Origin of the sequence: Corynebacterium sp., from assembly GCF_012838985.1 — a bacterium.
Classification (GTDB): Bacteria; Actinomycetota; Actinomycetes; order Mycobacteriales; family Mycobacteriaceae; genus Corynebacterium.
The window spans coordinates 1-15,367 of the sequence record NZ_DUOE01000148.1; the positions used below are offsets into that span (position 1 = coordinate 1).

The window sequence follows — 15,367 nt, forward strand, 5'->3', positions numbered from 1 at the left end:
CGACGACCTGCGGGAGGGCAAGCGCACCGTCCTGCTCGCCACCGCACTGCAGCGTGCCGACGAGCGCGATCCCGCCGCCGCCGCCGAGCTGCGCGCCGGTGTCGGCGCCACCGACGACCCCGCGCAGATCGCCCGCCTGGCGCAGATCATCGCGGACACCGGCGCCGTGGAGGAGATCGAGGAGCGCATCGACGCCCTCCTCCGTTCCGGACTCGCCCACCTCGCCGCCGCGGGCACCTCCCCCGAGGTCACCGCGACGCTCACCGACCTCGCCCAGCGCGCGACGGCGCGTCGCCACTGATGACCCTCCGGCTGCCCGGCGCGCTCCCGCTGGGAATCATCGGTGCGGTCCTCCTGTTCCTGGGGTCCTTCGGCGGCGGTGCCATCCGCCACCGTGGCGGTGTGCTGGAGGCCCTGGAGCTGGACTTCCTCGCCTACGGCCACGGCGCAGGCATCTCCAACGCCGTGTTCTGGGCGGGCGTGGCGGCCCTGCTGGTCGCCTGGGCGGTGCTCGGGCGTCGGCACGTGCTCGACAACGGTGCCGAGGACGCCGAGAAGCGCGTCCGCACGGCCCTGTGGGCCTGGGTCCTGCCTCTCATCCCGGCCGCCCCGATGCTCTCGCGTGACGTGTACTCCTACCTCATGCAGGGGGCCATGCTCCGCGACGGCTACGACCCGTACACGCAGGGCGCCGCGGTCAACCCGGGGCCGTTCCTGCTCGAGGTCTCCCACGACTGGCGCAACACCACCACCCCCTATGGGCCGCTGCACCTGTGGATCGGCGAGGGCGTGACCCGCCTCGTCGGGGAGAACGTCACTGCCGGCGTGGTGGTGTACAAGCTCATCTCGGTCCTCGGCTTCGCCGCGATCGCCTGGGCGGTCCCCCGCATCGCCCGGGCCCTCGGTGGTGACCCGGCCCTGGCGTTGTGGCTCGGAGTTGCCAACCCGGTGATGATCCTGCACATGGTCGGCGGCATGCACAACGAGTCCGTCATGGTCGGACTGGTCAGCCTCGGACTGCTCGCCGGCCTGCACCGGCGTTTCCTGCTGGGGGTGGCCCTCATCGCGGTGGCCGTGTCCCTCAAGGCCACCGCCGCCATCGCTCTGCCCTTCGTCGTGTGGCTGGCCACCCTTCACTACGCGAAGCGCCTCAACCGGGTCCTCGCCTTCCTGCTCAGCGGTGTCGTGGGTGCCGTCGAGACACTCGCGGTCGTCGCCGCGGTGACCTGGATGTCCGGGGCCTCGTGGGGCTGGCTGTCGGAGATCTCCGGCAACTCGAAGGTCATCAACCCGCTCGCACTGCCCTCCCTGCTGGCCGGCTGGGGGACCTGGCTGATCCAGGTCTTCTGGACGTCCTTCGAGTACAACACCGCACTCGGCGTCCTGCGGAGCATCTCGATGGTGCTCATGCTCGCCGGGCTGGTCGTCGTGTGGTGGCTGTTCCGGCAGAACGAGCGCCGCGCCATCGCCGGCACGGCGCTCGCCTACCAGGTGGCCTTCGTCTTCAACTCGGTGACGCTGCCCTGGTACTACGCCTCGGTGATCTCACTCGTCGGCGCGGTCCGCCCGCCCGGGTGGGTCCTGCGGCTGGCCGTGGGCGCGTCGGTGGTGGTCACCCTGGCCTTCACGGGCAGCGGCAACCACCAGCTCTACAACACGTGGTGGATGGTCGGCGTGTTCATCGTCGCCTGGTTCCTCACGGACTGGATCTTCGGGCGGGATGTCACAGGGCCATGGCCTGCGCGCGGCGCAGCACCTCACGCGCCAGCTGACCGTGGAGCGCATCCACCGGTCGACCCGGCAGCGTCTCATCCTCGGTGAACAGGTAGAGCAGGATCTCCTCGTCGGTGTAGCCCCCGTCCTTCATGAGGGTGATGAAGCCGGGCACGAACTTGCCCGTCGAGTGGGACCCCTCGTGGAACAGCGCCTCCGGGATGTACCGCTTGCCGTCGATGACGTGCGCGATGAGCTTGTCGGCGCCCAGCAGGTCATGGACGCGGGTGATCACCACACCCAGTCTGTCGGCGGTCTCCGGGAGGCTGAGCATGGGCTCGTCGGCGAGCAGGGTCTCAAGGGGGATGTCGTTGGGAATCACGTCGTCCACTCTACCGCCCGCGTTGGCGTGGGCACCCGCGTGTGGACCATACTGTCCCCATGGCTCAACTGGCAGTGGGAGACCTCCTCGAGGACAGGTACCGCATCGATCACCCGATCGCCCGCGGCGGCATGTCCATGGTCTGGCGCTGCGTCGACCTCCGCCTGGGGCGCGCCGTCGCCGCGAAAGTCCTCGACGAGAAGTACATCGCCGACCCCGTCTTCCGGCAGCGTTTCCGCCGCGAGGCCCGGGCGATGGCGCAGCTCACCCACCCGAACCTGGTCAACGTCTACGACTTCGGCTCGGACGGCGACCACCTGTTCCTCATCATGGAGCTCATCACCGGCGGCACCCTGCGTGAGCTGCTCGCCGAGCGGGGCCCCATGCCCCCGCACGCCGCCGCCGCGGTGATGCGTGCGGTGCTCACGGGACTGTCCATCGCCCACACCGCGGGCCTGGTGCACCGTGACATCAAGCCGGACAACATCCTCATCAACGGCGACCACCGCGTGAAACTCGCCGACTTCGGCCTCGTCCGCGCAGCCGCCGCGGGTGCCACGCCCTCGCAGATCGTCGGCACCGCCGCCTACCTCTCCCCCGAGCAGGTCGACGGCACCGACATCACGCCCGCCTCGGACGTGTACTCCGCCGGCATCGTCCTCTTCGAGCTGCTCACGGGTTCCACGCCGTTCTCGGGGGACACCCCGATGGAGCATGCTTACCGACGCCTCAGCGAGGACGTCCCCGCCCCGAGTTCCCTCATCTCCGGTGTCCCCCCGCTTGTCGACGCCCTCGTGGCCACCGCCACCGCCCGCGACCCCCGGGACCGTTTCGCCGACGCCGCCGAGTTCCTCGCCGCCCTCGACGACGTCGCCGGGGAGCTGGCCCTCCCGGCGTTCACCGTGCCGATCCCGGAGAACTCCGCCGCCACCCGCGCGGCGGCCGTGCCCACCGACATCACCGACCTGGTCGGCCCGCCGACGATGGTCACCGAGATCGCCCCTGCCCCCGCCCCCGACATCACCGAGACGCGTGTCCAGGAGCCCGTCCCCGCCCTGCAGCCGCAGGCGCCACCACCGGTCCCCGCCACCGTGCCGCCGCCGGAGCCCGCCCCCACGCCGGTGAGCAACCGCTCGCGGACCGGTCTGGTCGTGTGGCTGCTGGTCATCGCACTGCTCACCGCGGCCATCGCTGTGGGTGGCTGGTGGTTCGGGTCCGGCCGCTACGGGGAGATCCCGCCGGTCCTGGGTATGGACCGCACCGCCGCCGTCAGCGCGATCGAGGAGGCCGGATTCACCGCGGTCACCGAGATCGTCTACCACGACGACGTCGCCTCCGACCTCAGCGCCGGCACCGACCCCGCCGACGGGGAGAAGATCGTCCGCGGTCAGGAGGTCACGGTGCTCGTGTCGCAGGGCCGGCCGACCGTCCCCGAACCGGAGGGCATGGACATCCTCGCCTACCAGGCGGCGGCCGCGGACCGGACCCTCCAGGTCGCCACCGGGGAGCCCGTCTGGTCCCCGGACGTCGACGAGGGGCTCGTCGCCGCGACCGACCCCGCCGCCGGGGAGGCCGTGAAGATCGGCTCCACCATCACAGTCCACCTCTCGCGGGGCCCGGAACCCGTCCAGGTGCCCACGATCATCGGCTCCGACCTCGCCACCGCCGAGGCCCGGCTGGCGGAGCTGGGGCTGACGGTGGCGGACGTCGAGAAGCGTTTCGACGAGGACGCCCCCGCCGGGCAGATCCTCGACGTCTCCCCCGCCCCGGGCACGACGCTGACGCGCGGCAGTGAGGTCTCCCTCGTCGTCAACAGCGGCCTGACCGTCCCTGACGTCGAGGGCATGTCCGAGACCGAGGCCACCGCCGCCCTCAACGCCGCCGGTTTCACCGTCGGGGACACCCGCCGGGACCGCAGCGCCGTCGGCACCAGCCCGGACACCGTCGTCCGGACCAGCCCCACCGCCGGGGAGACCATTGATCCGGAGGACGCCGAGGTGACACTCACCCTGGCCGGCCGGATCATCGTGCCGGACGTCGTCGGCATGACCGTCTCCCAGGCCCGTGCCACACTCGAGGCCGTCGGACTGGAGACCAACGCCCGCGACCGTGACAACGACCGCGTGGTCACCCGCCAGCGCCCCGAGGCCGGCGCCGACGCCCGCCTCGAGTCCACCGTGCGACTCTCCCTGTAGCGGGAAAAACGAGACGCCGTCTGCCCCGGGTGGGGCGGACGGCGTCGTCGGCAGGCAGGCGCCTAGTTGCGGAGCATCTCCGCGACCAGGAAGGCCAGCTCCAGCGACTGCTGCGTGTTCAGACGCGGGTCGCAGGCGGACTCGTAACGGCCCGGCAGGTCGACATCGGTGATGTCCATGGCGCCGCCGAGGCACTCGGTGACGTCCTCACCGGTCAGCTCGATGTGGATGCCACCCGGGTGGGTGCCCAGCGCACGGTGGACCTCGAAGAAGCCCTGGACCTCATCGATGACTTTGTCGAAGTGACGGGTCTTGTAGCCGTTCGACGCGGTGAAGGTGTTGCCGTGCATCGGGTCCGACTGCCAGATGACCTTGTGGCCGGCGGCCTCGACAGCCTCGATGACCGGCGGCAGCGCGGTGCGGACCTTGTCGTGGCCCATGCGTGCCACCATGGTCAGACGGCCCGGCTCCTTGTCCGGATCCAGCTTCGCGGCGTACGCGACAGCCTCCTCCGGGGTGATGGTCGGGCCGATCTTGATGCCGATCGGGTTCGCGATGATCGCGGCGAAGTTGACGTGGAAGTCCTCGATGCCGCGGGTACGCTCACCGATCCACAGCTGGTGCGCGGACAGGTCGTAGAGACGGGTCTCGCCGTCCTCGTCCTCGTGCAGGCGCAGCATGGCACGCTCGTAGTCGACGAGCAGGGCCTCATGCGAGCAGTAGATGTCCGAGGTACGCAGCGACTCGTCGCTGACACCGCAGGCGTCCATGAAACGCAGACCGCGCTCGATCTCCTCGGCCAGTGCCTCGTAACGGGCTCCGGCCGGGGACTCCGCGACGAACTCACGGTTCCACTCGTGCACCTTGTTGAGGTCGGCGGTGCCGGAGGAGACCAACGCGCGGACCAGGTTCATGGCCGCGGAGGAGTTCGCGTACGCACGGATCATGCGGGCCGGGTCGTGGCGACGGGCCTCCGGGGTCGGCTCGACACCGTTGACGATGTCGCCGCGGTAGCTGGGCAGACCGTGCTCATCGGTGTCGCTGGAACGCGGCTTCGCGTACTGGCCGGCGATACGTGCCAGCTTCACCACCGGCGTCGAGGCACCGTAGGTCAGGACGACAGCCATCTGCAGCAGCGTCTTGATGTTCGAACGGATGTGGGGCTCGGTGTTCGACTCGAAGGTCTCGGCACAGTCACCGCCCTGCATGAGGAAGGCCTTGCCGAGCGCAACGTCGGCGAGCTCCTTCTTCAGCTGGGTCACCTCCGGGGCGACCACGGTCGGCGGCACCGACTCGAGGATCTTGCGGACGGTCTCCGCCTCTGTCCGGTCCCAGCTGGGCTGCTGCTTGGCCTCGCGGGAAATTACGTCCTCAAAACGCTCCTGCAGGCCGGCGGGAAGCGGCGGCAGGTCGGGGAGAACCTCTTTGGGAATGTCAACAGTCCAACTCACACCCATATTCATAGCACGGCTGTCCAGTCAAGTAACCCCCTGAGGCAGGACGAACCTCAGTTCCGCACCCTGTTCCGCCGCGTCAGGGGGAGCGCCTCGGCGCAGATCCGGAACTTCTCCAGGTTGTGCCGGGCGTCCACCAGCGCATCATGGGAGGCGTCCGGGGTCTTCGGCAGATAGGGCCGACCGGCGAACTCCCAGTACTGCTTGAGTTCCCGGGTGTAGCGCGGAATGGCCCGCGGCAGTCCCGCCATGTCCCCCCACAACTGGGCCAGGACCACATGATCGTAGGCCCCCACCCAGGCCCACAGCTCCGGGTCCCCGTCCTTGACGGAGGTGAGGAACGCGAGGACCTCCGTCCGGATGGTCTCGAGGGGCTTCCACACGGGGTCCCCCGGGTTGGGCAGCTTGTCCAGCACGTTCTCCCGCACCCAGGCGTTGGCACGGGTCGCGTCGAAGTCGGTGGAGACGGCGTAGTACTCGCGCCCGTCCTCCGCGACGATGCCGATGGAGACCAGTTCGATGGTCCGGCCGTCCTCGATGAACTCGGTGTCGTAGAAGTAGCGCACGCAGACAGCCTAACGTGTGCCCTCCCATGTCCGGCCGAGGGGTGGCGCCGGTTATAGTTTCAGCCATGAGCACCACTTTTCCCGCCCCCGTGCTGTCGACCCGTGCGAAACGGATCTGGACGGCGATCGCCGTGATCGCCTCCGTGGCAGCGGTCCTCCCCTGGCTCATCGCCGACGGACCCTCCCTGCGGTACGCCATCGACATCGACGTCTACCGGGCGGGCGCCGCCGCGTTTCTCGACGGCGACAATCTCTACACCCGCGGCTACGAGGTGGGCGGCATCACACTGCCCTTCACCTATCCCCCGCTGGCGGCGATGCTCTTCATCCCGCTGGCTCTGGTGCCGTACGCGGTGGCCCTGGTCACCTGGACCATCGCATCGGTGCTCCTGCTGTGGTGGTGCCTGGTCATCGTCCTGCGCCACGCCGCGCCCCGCCTGGCTGACCCCCGCGTGGCCGCCACGTGGATCCTCCCCTTCGCGCTGATGGCTGAGCCCGTCCGCGAGACCTTCGCCTTCGGGCAGATCAACATCCTGCTCATGGCGCTGGTGCTCATCGACACCCTGGCGAAACGCCCGTGGCTGCCGCGCGGCGTGCTCATCGGACTGGCCGCCGCCATCAAGCTCACCCCGGCGGTGTTCATCCTCGTCTTCCTCGTCCGCCGTGAGTGGCGGCACGCGGCGGTGACTTTCCTCTCCGGTGTCGCCTTCACCCTGGCGGCGGCGGCGCTGAGCTGGACGAACTCCCGGACATACTGGCTGGACACCCTCAGTGACACCGGCCGCATCGGTGGCGAGGCCTACGCCTCCAACCAGTCGATCCGTGGTGTCCTCGCCCGACTGGCGGAGAGCGGCGAATCCGCGGACTCGCTGGTCTGGCTGGTGCTGGTCCTGCTGGCCCTGGGACTGATCATCTGGGCGATGATCCGCGTCGACTCCCTGCTGTGGTCCGTCCTGCTGGCCTCGACCGTGGCGCTGCTCTGCTCGCCGGTGTCCTGGTCCCACCACTGGGTGTGGCTCGTGCCGGTCGCGGTCACCCTGGCTGCGACGGCGGGCAGCCTCCCCCGTATTCTCGCGGCGGCGGTGATGCTCGCGGTCTTCACGGCACCGCACTGGCTGCTGCCCCACAGCAACGGAGCCGAGCACGACTGGGCCTGGTGGGCACAGGTGCTCGGCAGTTCCTACCTCGTCGTGACGCTGGCGGTCGTGGTGGCCGCGGTGGTCACACCGGCGGCGCTGACGGGACGTCGCGGCGCAGCGACCAGCTGAGGCGGCATGATCGTCCACCGCAGGTAGGGGATGCGGGTGAGCAGGTGCACCACCCAGGACCCGACAGCGGCCATCACGAAGCACAGGGTCATCCACACCCAGGTCTGGAGCAGCGGATTCTCCGCCTGCCGGCTGATCTCCAGACCCCACTTCCGGACCGGGAATTGGTACAGGAAGATGAAGGCCAGCGGGTGGCCCAGGTAGATCACCAGGGTGTGCCGGCCGAGGAAGCTCAGTGCCTCAGTGACCACGGGGATCCGGCTGATCAGCACCGAGGCGATGACCGCCACGGGGAGCATGAGGATCTGCACGGTCATCTTCACCGCATACCCCACCTCGCGGGTACCGAAATCTCCGGCACCCGGCAGGTACCACAGGTCAGCCCCCGGGTGGGAGGTGGTCCACCAGCCCCACACCGCGGACAGGGACAGACCCGCGGCGTACAGGAGGATGCTGACCGACAACGTCGGCAGCTCCGTGGCCCGCTCCGCCCATGCCCGGATGTGTCGACGCAGGTGGACCGCGCCCATGAACACGGGCAGGTACATGACCACCCGGGTCACGAGCGGCATGTCGGCGAACGCTGGCAGCAGGAGAATCGGGGAGAAGCTGACCAGCATGGCGGCCCACGGCGGCCACTTCCGGGTGGCCCAGAGCACCAGGTTGAACAGGATCAGTCCGTAGAGGAACCAGTAGGGGTTCCACCCCTCCACCGTGCGCATCACGTAGAGCATGGCACCGGGCATCTCGATGTCCTGGTAGGTGGCCCGGACCCGGTGCGAGAGCCAGAGTTCCACCGGGACCCACAGGACGTACGGGACCAGCAGGAACCACAGTCTCCTGAGGAACAGTTCCCGGAATGTGAAGTTCAACACCTTCGCCGAGAAGAAACCACTGACCATGAAGAACAGCGGCATCCGGAGAGGATCGAGCACCCGGGTGACGGCGGCAGCCGTGCCGTCCATGCCGCCGGGCACCATGATCACGATGTGCAGCAGCACAACCCCGAGAATGGACAGTCCCTTGGCCACATCGGGCCAGCGCATCCGCACTTTAGGAATTGTCTGGTCAACTACAGTCTGCTTGCTCACCGTCACTCATCACGCCCCTTCACGCAACGGCGGACCTGTCACCGGTCTGTCCCGGTGCAGTCCAGCGGATGATTATATAGGTCCTGCTCAGAACCAGACAATGTCGCGAGCTTGAAAGGGTCCCCGAAGGTCTAGGCGCGGGTCGGCTCCGTACCACGTGGCCAGCCCCGGCCCGCGGCCAGCGATTCCTTGACCTCCGAGGCGTACATGTCGACATAAGGCTGACCGGACAGCTCCGTGAGGATGGCCATGACGTGGTCGGTCAGCGGGCGGGCGGCCTCGCGGGAGTCGGGGTCGATGCCCAGGGACTCGACGTAGGCGCGGCCGTCGATGGGCTCGCCCACCTTCATGCGCACCTTGAACGGACGCGGGATCCACGTGCCGATGGGGTTGGCGTCCCGGGAGCCGATCATCGCCATCGGCACGATCGGGGCGCCGGTGGCCAGGGCGATACGTGCCATGCCCGTGCGCCCCTTGTAGATACGGCCGTCCGGGGAGCGGGTGCCCTCCGGGTAGATGCCCAGGACGCTGCCCTTGTCCAGCACGGTGCGGGCGGCGGCGAGGGTGGCGTCGCCGGCGTTGCTGGCGGTGCGGTCCACGGGGATCTGGCCGATGGAGGTGAAGAACCAGCGCTGGATCGCGCCGATGACACCGGTGTTGGTGAAGTACTCCTGCTTCGCCGGGAAGGTGATGCGGCGGGGGCTGAGGGCCGGGAAGAAGAACGAGTCCATGACCGACTGGTGGGTGGAGGCGACGATGGCTGCTCCGGTGGCCGGGATGTTCTCCCTGCCCTCCATGGTCGGGCGGTTCCACACGCGGAGGAAAGGACCGATGAGAACGTTCTTGTACATCCAGTACCACAGCTTTTGCATCGGTTTCTCCCCTTAATAATGCGTACGCGCTAAATCTGCCACGCCAATCATACCCGCGGCCGGGCCCAGTTCCGCGGTTCCCACGACCGGGAGTGGCCGGTGTCCCGCCCCGACGATGTTCGCGGCCATGGCGGCCTGCGCGTCCGCGAGGAAGAGGTCGGTGTCCACCGCCACTCCCCCGCCGAGGATGATGAGTTCCGGGTCGAGCACGTCCACCACCGTCGACAGTCCCTGCCCGAGCCAGGCGGCGAAGTCCCCGATCACCGCCTGCGCCCGTGCATCGCCGGCGCGGGCCGCGGCCATCAGCTCGGGTCCACCCATCCCGGGAGGCAGGCCGTGCTCGACGGCGGTGTCGGCGAGTGCCGTGCCCGAGGCGTAACGCTCCAGGCAGCCACGTCGGCCGCAGGCGCACAGGCGGCCCCCGGGGACGACGGTGAGGTGCCCGAACTCGGGGGCGGTGCCGTAGGCCCCGCGGAAGAGCTGCCCGTCGATCATGAGGGCCGCCCCGATGCCGGTGCCCACGGCGAAGAACACCCAGGTGCCGGCTCCACGGGCGGAGCCGAAGCGGTACTCGCCCCAGGCTGCGGAGTTGGCGTCGTGCTCGAGGACCACCGGCAGGCCCAACCGGTCCTGCAGGCGGGCACGGACGGGTGTGTCACGCCACGGCAGGTGCGGGGCGAAGCGGACGGTCTCGCGCTCCGCGTCGAGAAATCCGGCCACGGCCAGGCCGACGGCCACGGGATCATGGTCAGCCCGGAGCTTGTCGACGATCCCCGCCACCGCATCCTCGAGGTCCTCCCCGGTGTGCGGGGTGGGCACGCTCAGCGTCGTGAGGATCTCCCCCTCCGCCGACACCACCGCGGCGCGGCACTGCGTCCCACCGATGTCGAACCCCACCGTCGGGCGGGGACCCGCCTCACTGAGCTTCATTCAACGGAGTATATCCCGCAGCCGGGAGCCCATGATGTCCCAGGTCCAGCTGCTGACTGCGTGACGACGCCCCGCCTCCCCCAGCGCCGCGGCGTGCCGGGGGTCGTCGAGAAGCATCAGGAGCGCGGAGGCGAGCTCCTCCTCACTGCGGCCGTCGACGACGAGACCGGTGTCCGGGGTGACGGTCTCGGGGGCGCCGCCGGAATCACCGGCGATGACGGGCAGGCCGCAGGCCTGCGCCTCGAGATAGACGATGCCCAGCCCCTCGACGTCGAGGCCTCCGCCGCGGGTGCGTGCCGGCATGGCGAAGACGTCCGCGGAGGCCAGCAGCGAGCGGAGCTCCCCGGTGGGCAGGGGGCCGGTGAACACCACGGCGTCGGCCAGGGGGGCGGCCAGCCTGCGCAGCGCGGATCCGTGTGACCCGGAGCCGACGATGAGGAGGCGGGCCGTCGGGTGCCGCTCGAGGATCCGCGGCCAGACCCGGATGAGCATGTCCTGCCCCTTGCGCGGGACCAGACGGGAGACGCACACCACGAGCGGACCGGCGCCGTGACGCCCGCGGGTGGCGGCCTTCTCCTCCGGGGTGGCGGGGCGGAACCAGTCGACGTCCACACCGGAGGGCAGGTGGCGGAACTCCGGGTGCGGACCGAAGGCCCGGCGGAATCGACGCAGCGTGTAGTCGGAGATGTAGGTGACCACGTCGGCGGTGTCACCGATGCGCCGCAGCACCTGCCGGGCGCCGGGCAGCATGGACCAGCCGACCTCGTGGCCGTGGGTGCTCGCGACGATGCGCGTGGCCCCCGCCCGCCGGGCCGCCGCCCCCATGAGCGCCAGCGGCGCCGCGGCCCCGAACCACACGGTGTCGATGTCCAGCTCACGGATGATCTGGCTCATCGCCTCCGCGGTCGTCGGCGTCGGCAGCATGACGTGTCGCGGCCAGCGGATGACCCGGTACGGCAGCCCCGCGTCGAACTCCGCCGCAGCGGAACGGTCCTGGGTGGAGGCGAAGACCACCACCTGTTCCGGGTCGAGGGTGCCCAGGAAATCACGCAGGTAGGACTGGATGCCACCGACCGTCGGTGGGAAATCGTTGGTGACCAGCAGCGTCCGCGACATGCGTCAGTAGCGGACGGCGCCGGCCCACGGCATCGAGTCGACGGACACGACCTGCACCGGAATGCCGTAGTCGGAGGCGTGCACCAGCTGGCCGTTGCCGATGTACATGCCCACGTGCGTGACGCCCGGGTAGTAGCCGACGATGTCGCCCGGCTGCAGGTCCGCGCGGGACACCGGGGTGCCGCCGGCGAGCTGGGCCTGCGAGGTCCGAGGGATCGCCTTGCCCTGCTGCTGGTAGGCCCACACCATGAGACCGGAGCAGTCGAACTGGTTCGGGCCGGTCGCGCCCCACCCGTAGGGGGAGCCGAGCTTGCTCAGGGCGGCGGCGACCGCCCCGCTGAAGTCGCCGGTGAGGATCGGGGGCAGGGGATCGTTCTTGTTCTCCCATGCCTGTCGCGCCGCCTCGTCGAGGGATGCGACCTTCTCCTCGATCTCCCGGATCCGGGTCTGCAGCTCCTCCTGCTGCTCGGCGAGGACGCGGTGCTGCTTCTCCAGCTGGGACTGCTTGAAATTCGCCTCCGCCACCATGCGGGAGGCGTCGGTGTGCTCCCTGCCGGCGGCGGCGGTCGCTTCCGCCAGCTTCCCGACGGTCCGTTCCGTGTGCCTGGTCAGCGCCCCGAGGTAGGACGCCCGGTCGATGGCGTTCTGCGGGTTCTCCGCGGAGACGGCGTTGGTCACCGGGTCGACCTGCAGGCTGCGGTACTTCGCGCCGGCGAGATCATTGACGTCACGCTGGTAGTCACGCTGCGCGGCCTGGGCCGCGGTGGCCCGTTCCCGCGCGGCTTCCGCTCTGTCCCTCAGGTTGTCGAGTCTCTCCTGCCCGTGGACGAGGTCGTCCTCGAGCTGCTTGACCTCCTCGTTCTTGGCCGACGCCTCCTGGGAGACGTCCTCCAGGGAGGCGATGAGGGTGTCCAGCTCCTCGTCGGCGAGGGCCTCGGGAAGTGCGAAACCCGAGGTCAGCAGGACTGCGCCGAGGGTGGTGGCGCCGGTGGTACGCAGGGTGCGGGTGAAACCCAGGGGGAAGCGCAAGGTCACTCTTTCAGTAACGGAGGCCGGTGTTTTCAGCCATAACTATAGACACTGAGAGATGACTGAGTACAGTCTCCTCAGCTGGTCGTGACCCACAAGACAGGGTCCTCCCCGGAAACAGCGGAACCCGCCTCCCGGACGAGGTCCGGGGGCGGGTCACAGGCCCGACGTGCGCCTAGAAGCGGACGGCGGAGTGGATCGGCTGGAAGTGCAGCGGACGCTCACCGACCGGGGTGCCGGAGTTCAGGGCGTCGACGATCATGCCGTTGCCGACGTAGATGCCGACGTGGGTGGCACCGCCGTAGTAGGCGATGATGTCGCCCGGCTGCAGCTGGTCCAGCGGCACGCGCTGGCCCTGGGAGGCCTGGGCCTGGGAGGTACGCGGGATGGACTTGCCGACCTGCTGGTAGGCCCAGGTGGTCAGACCGGAGCAGTCGAAGGCGGACGGGCCGGTGGCACCCCAGGCGTACGGGGCGCCGATCTTGGAGCGCACGGCGTCGGCGATGGCCTGGCCGGTGGAGGAGGCCGCCGGAGCTGCCTGGGCCGGGGCCGGGGCCGGAGCCGGGGTGTTGTTCACGGCTGCCACGTAGGAGTTGGTGGCCTGCTGCATGGAGGGGACGAACTGCTCGACGTTCGGGACGTTCTGCAGACCCTGGACATTGGCCAGAGCCGGGACGTCGACACGGATGTCGGTGTTCGGGATGACGACCTCAACGGCGTCGGCGACCGGTGCGAGGATGGTGGCGCCCATGACGACCGCGGAAGCGGTCGCGAGACGACGAGAGGCGGTCTTGGTGAGGCGACGGTGCTGAGCCACGAATGTTTCTCCAGATCTTCCTTGTGCCTACCGGGTTAGCTGACGGGTTGGGAGCGGAAGCTTCCCTCCCCCACTCCACGCCCCACACTCCCGTGTGCGGCGCTCTCGCGGAGGATGAACCCCAGAAAACGCTGTATTGGTTCCCCGGCTCCCCTGACGGGGATTAGGCTTTATTTTCGTTTCAATCATTCGGCGGCTTCCTTGCGAAGCCCCGCAATGTCTCGATCAGGTTACGAAACGACAACGAAGCTTGTCCAACGATCCCTCCGGCGCGTCGCCGTTATCGCACCGTTATCGAACAGAGACGTCCCCTCCACCCGGAACAGGTTCGCGGACAAATCAACTATTGACAACCGCCCGTATCGCCGCCTGACCTTGCGGTATCCCGGTCCCGCACCCCTCTGCGGCACCCGGCCATCGCGCCGTCGAAATAGCGATCTGGGCCACCCGACATTTTCACTGTGATTTAGGGCACTGCCCGGTATTCCGGGGGATGACGGGGAGGGTCCAGCCGGGCCGCACGACACTCCCCGGAGCGCCACCCGGCGCCGGCCCCCGGGAAAGCGCCCAGAATGGCGTGTGGCGCGTCGCTAAGCAGAGAACAGCCTGACACCTGGAAGCCGTCCTTCAAACGCTCACACGGCCGCCAGGGACTTATCGACGCAGAAAAGGAGGAGACCCCGCCTCCCCCAGGTATCGGGGAGGCGGGGTCTCAGCTCGTGAGCGCAGTGGTGACTGCAGGCGTGGGCCTAGTCGAGCAGGCCGGCCTCGCGGTCCTTCGCGCGGTTGGCATCCTGGAGGTTCTCCAGCATGGCCTTCTCCTCACGCTCGTTGGCGTGGGAGGTCTCGACGGCGGCGTCAGTGAAGCGCTGGTCGTCGGCCTTGATGAGGGAACCACGGGCGATGCGGTCAGCGAAGCCCAGCTGGTTCATGCGCTTCGGGACGGTGGCGCCGGCGTATGCCAGCGGAACCGGGTGGCCGTGCTCATCGACCGGGCCGAGCGGCTGGTGGATCTCCACGAAGGCACCGTTCGGCATCTGCTTGATGACACCGGTCTCGATGCCGTGCTCGAGCACTGCACGGTCAGAACGCTGCAGACCGACGCAGATACGGTGGGTGATGTAGTACGCGATCGGCGGCAGGATGATGACACCGATACGACCGAACCAGGTCATGGCGTTCAGCGAGATCTGGAAGAAGTGCGCGACATGGTCGTTACCACCGGAGATGGTCACCAGCAGGAAGAAGGTGATGGCCATCGCACCGATGCCGGTACGGACCGGAACATCGCGCGGACGCTGCAGCAGGTTGTGGTGAGCGTCGTCGCCGGTGGCGTTCTTCTCGATCCACGGGTAGGCGAACAGCAGGACAACCATGGCACCACAGACCAGGGCGACCCAGAATGCGGAGGGGATGGTGTAGTTGCCGATGTAGAGCTCCCACGCCGGCATGACACGGGCGACACCATCAGTCCACAGCATGTAGACGTCAGGCTGGGAACCTGCGGAGACCTGCGACGGGTTGTAGGGGCCGATGTTCCAGATCGCGTTGATCGTGGTGAGACCGGACATCAGGGCCAGGACACCGGCGGTCAGCAGACCGTAGCCGATGGCCTTGGTCGCGAAGACCGGCATGATGCGGACACCGACGACGTTGTTCTCGGTGCGGCCGGCGCCCGGGAACTGGGTGTGCTTCTGGTACCAGACCAGCGCCAGGTGAGCTGCGATCAGGCCGAGGATGATGCCCGGCAGGATGAGCACGTGGGCGATGTAGAAACGGTCCAGCATGAGGTCGGACGGGAAGTCGCCGCCGAAGACCAGCCAGTGCAGCCAGGTGCCGATGATCGGCAGACCCAGGATGATGGCGGACATGATGCGGAGGCCGACGCCGGAGAGCAGGTCATCCGGGAGGGAGTAACCCATGAAGCCCTCGGC

The 15,367-nt window shown here is 68.8% G+C and carries 13 protein-coding genes, 1 pseudogene and 1 riboswitch; of the genes and pseudogenes, 4 read left to right on the plus strand and 10 right to left on the minus strand.

Going from position 1 to position 15,367, the window contains the following annotated elements:
* Both GXZ33_RS08400 and GXZ33_RS08405 read left to right on the plus strand, forming a co-directional pair.
* Positions 1-301 (plus strand): annotated as a pseudogene (locus GXZ33_RS08400) (polyprenyl synthetase family protein); the annotation flags it as partial.
* A complete protein-coding gene (locus GXZ33_RS08405; protein WP_291340411.1) occupies positions 301-1,821 on the plus strand; it encodes an alpha-(1->6)-mannopyranosyltransferase A in 1,521 nt (506 codons plus the stop codon). The pseudogene GXZ33_RS08400 and the gene GXZ33_RS08405, both read left to right, overlap by 1 nt.
* Here the strand turns inward: GXZ33_RS08405 and GXZ33_RS08410 are convergent.
* On the minus strand, positions 1,724-2,095 hold the full coding sequence (locus GXZ33_RS08410; RefSeq protein ID WP_363237134.1) for an Rv2175c family DNA-binding protein: 372 nt from the start codon (positions 2,093-2,095) through the stop codon (positions 1,724-1,726). The genes GXZ33_RS08405 and GXZ33_RS08410 overlap by 98 nt on opposite strands.
* A gap of 59 nt (positions 2,096-2,154) precedes the next feature.
* Here GXZ33_RS08410 and pknB point away from each other — a divergent pair, with 59 nt between their 5' ends.
* Positions 2,155-4,290, plus strand: a complete 2,136-nt coding sequence (gene pknB / locus GXZ33_RS08415; protein ID WP_291340413.1) for a Stk1 family PASTA domain-containing Ser/Thr kinase — start codon at positions 2,155-2,157, stop codon at positions 4,288-4,290.
* A gap of 62 nt (positions 4,291-4,352) precedes the next feature.
* On the opposite strand, the gene GXZ33_RS08420 is transcribed toward pknB, so the two are convergent.
* Both GXZ33_RS08420 and GXZ33_RS08425 read right to left on the minus strand, forming a co-directional pair.
* Complete coding sequence (locus GXZ33_RS08420; RefSeq protein ID WP_291340415.1) at positions 4,353-5,741, minus strand: class II 3-deoxy-7-phosphoheptulonate synthase; 1,389 nt, start codon at positions 5,739-5,741, stop codon at positions 4,353-4,355.
* A gap of 56 nt (positions 5,742-5,797) precedes the next feature.
* Positions 5,798-6,310 (minus strand): polyadenylate-specific 3'-exoribonuclease AS, encoded by a 513-nt coding sequence (locus tag GXZ33_RS08425; protein WP_291340417.1) that lies wholly within the window; start codon positions 6,308-6,310, stop codon positions 5,798-5,800.
* A gap of 65 nt (positions 6,311-6,375) precedes the next feature.
* Between GXZ33_RS08425 and GXZ33_RS08430 the strand changes: the two genes are divergently transcribed.
* A complete protein-coding gene (locus GXZ33_RS08430; RefSeq protein WP_291340419.1) occupies positions 6,376-7,578 on the plus strand; it encodes a glycosyltransferase 87 family protein in 1,203 nt (400 codons plus the stop codon).
* On the opposite strand, the gene GXZ33_RS08435 is transcribed toward GXZ33_RS08430, so the two are convergent.
* The 7 genes from GXZ33_RS08435 to GXZ33_RS08465 all read right to left on the minus strand — a co-directional run.
* On the minus strand, positions 7,491-8,624 hold the full coding sequence (locus tag GXZ33_RS08435) for an acyltransferase family protein (protein WP_291340421.1): 1,134 nt from the start codon (positions 8,622-8,624) through the stop codon (positions 7,491-7,493). The two genes, GXZ33_RS08430 and GXZ33_RS08435, sit on opposite strands and share 88 nt — an antisense overlap.
* Before the next feature lie 176 nt (positions 8,625-8,800).
* Positions 8,801-9,541, minus strand: coding sequence for a lysophospholipid acyltransferase family protein (locus tag GXZ33_RS08440; protein ID WP_291340423.1), 741 nt, complete (start codon positions 9,539-9,541; stop codon positions 8,801-8,803).
* 12 nt (positions 9,542-9,553) lie between these two features.
* Entirely contained in the window at positions 9,554-10,471 is a 918-nt protein-coding gene (locus GXZ33_RS08445; RefSeq protein WP_291340424.1) for an ROK family protein, read from the minus strand.
* On the minus strand, positions 10,472-11,587 hold the full coding sequence (locus GXZ33_RS08450) for a glycosyltransferase family 4 protein (protein WP_291340425.1): 1,116 nt from the start codon (positions 11,585-11,587) through the stop codon (positions 10,472-10,474).
* Between the two features lie 3 nt (positions 11,588-11,590).
* Positions 11,591-12,616, minus strand: a complete 1,026-nt coding sequence (locus tag GXZ33_RS08455) for an NlpC/P60 family protein (protein ID WP_363237139.1) — start codon at positions 12,614-12,616, stop codon at positions 11,591-11,593.
* 175 nt (positions 12,617-12,791) lie between these two features.
* Positions 12,792-13,433: a C40 family peptidase gene (locus tag GXZ33_RS08460; protein WP_291340426.1), complete on the minus strand. Its 642-nt coding sequence runs from the start codon at positions 13,431-13,433 to the stop codon at positions 12,792-12,794.
* A 9-nt stretch (positions 13,434-13,442) separates the two neighbouring features.
* A riboswitch (cyclic di-AMP (ydaO/yuaA leader) is annotated at positions 13,443-13,613 on the minus strand.
* A 569-nt stretch (positions 13,614-14,182) separates the two neighbouring features.
* Positions 14,183-15,367: cytochrome b N-terminal domain-containing protein (locus GXZ33_RS08465; RefSeq protein ID WP_291340427.1), on the minus strand; the 1,185-nt coding region annotated here is incomplete at its 5' end.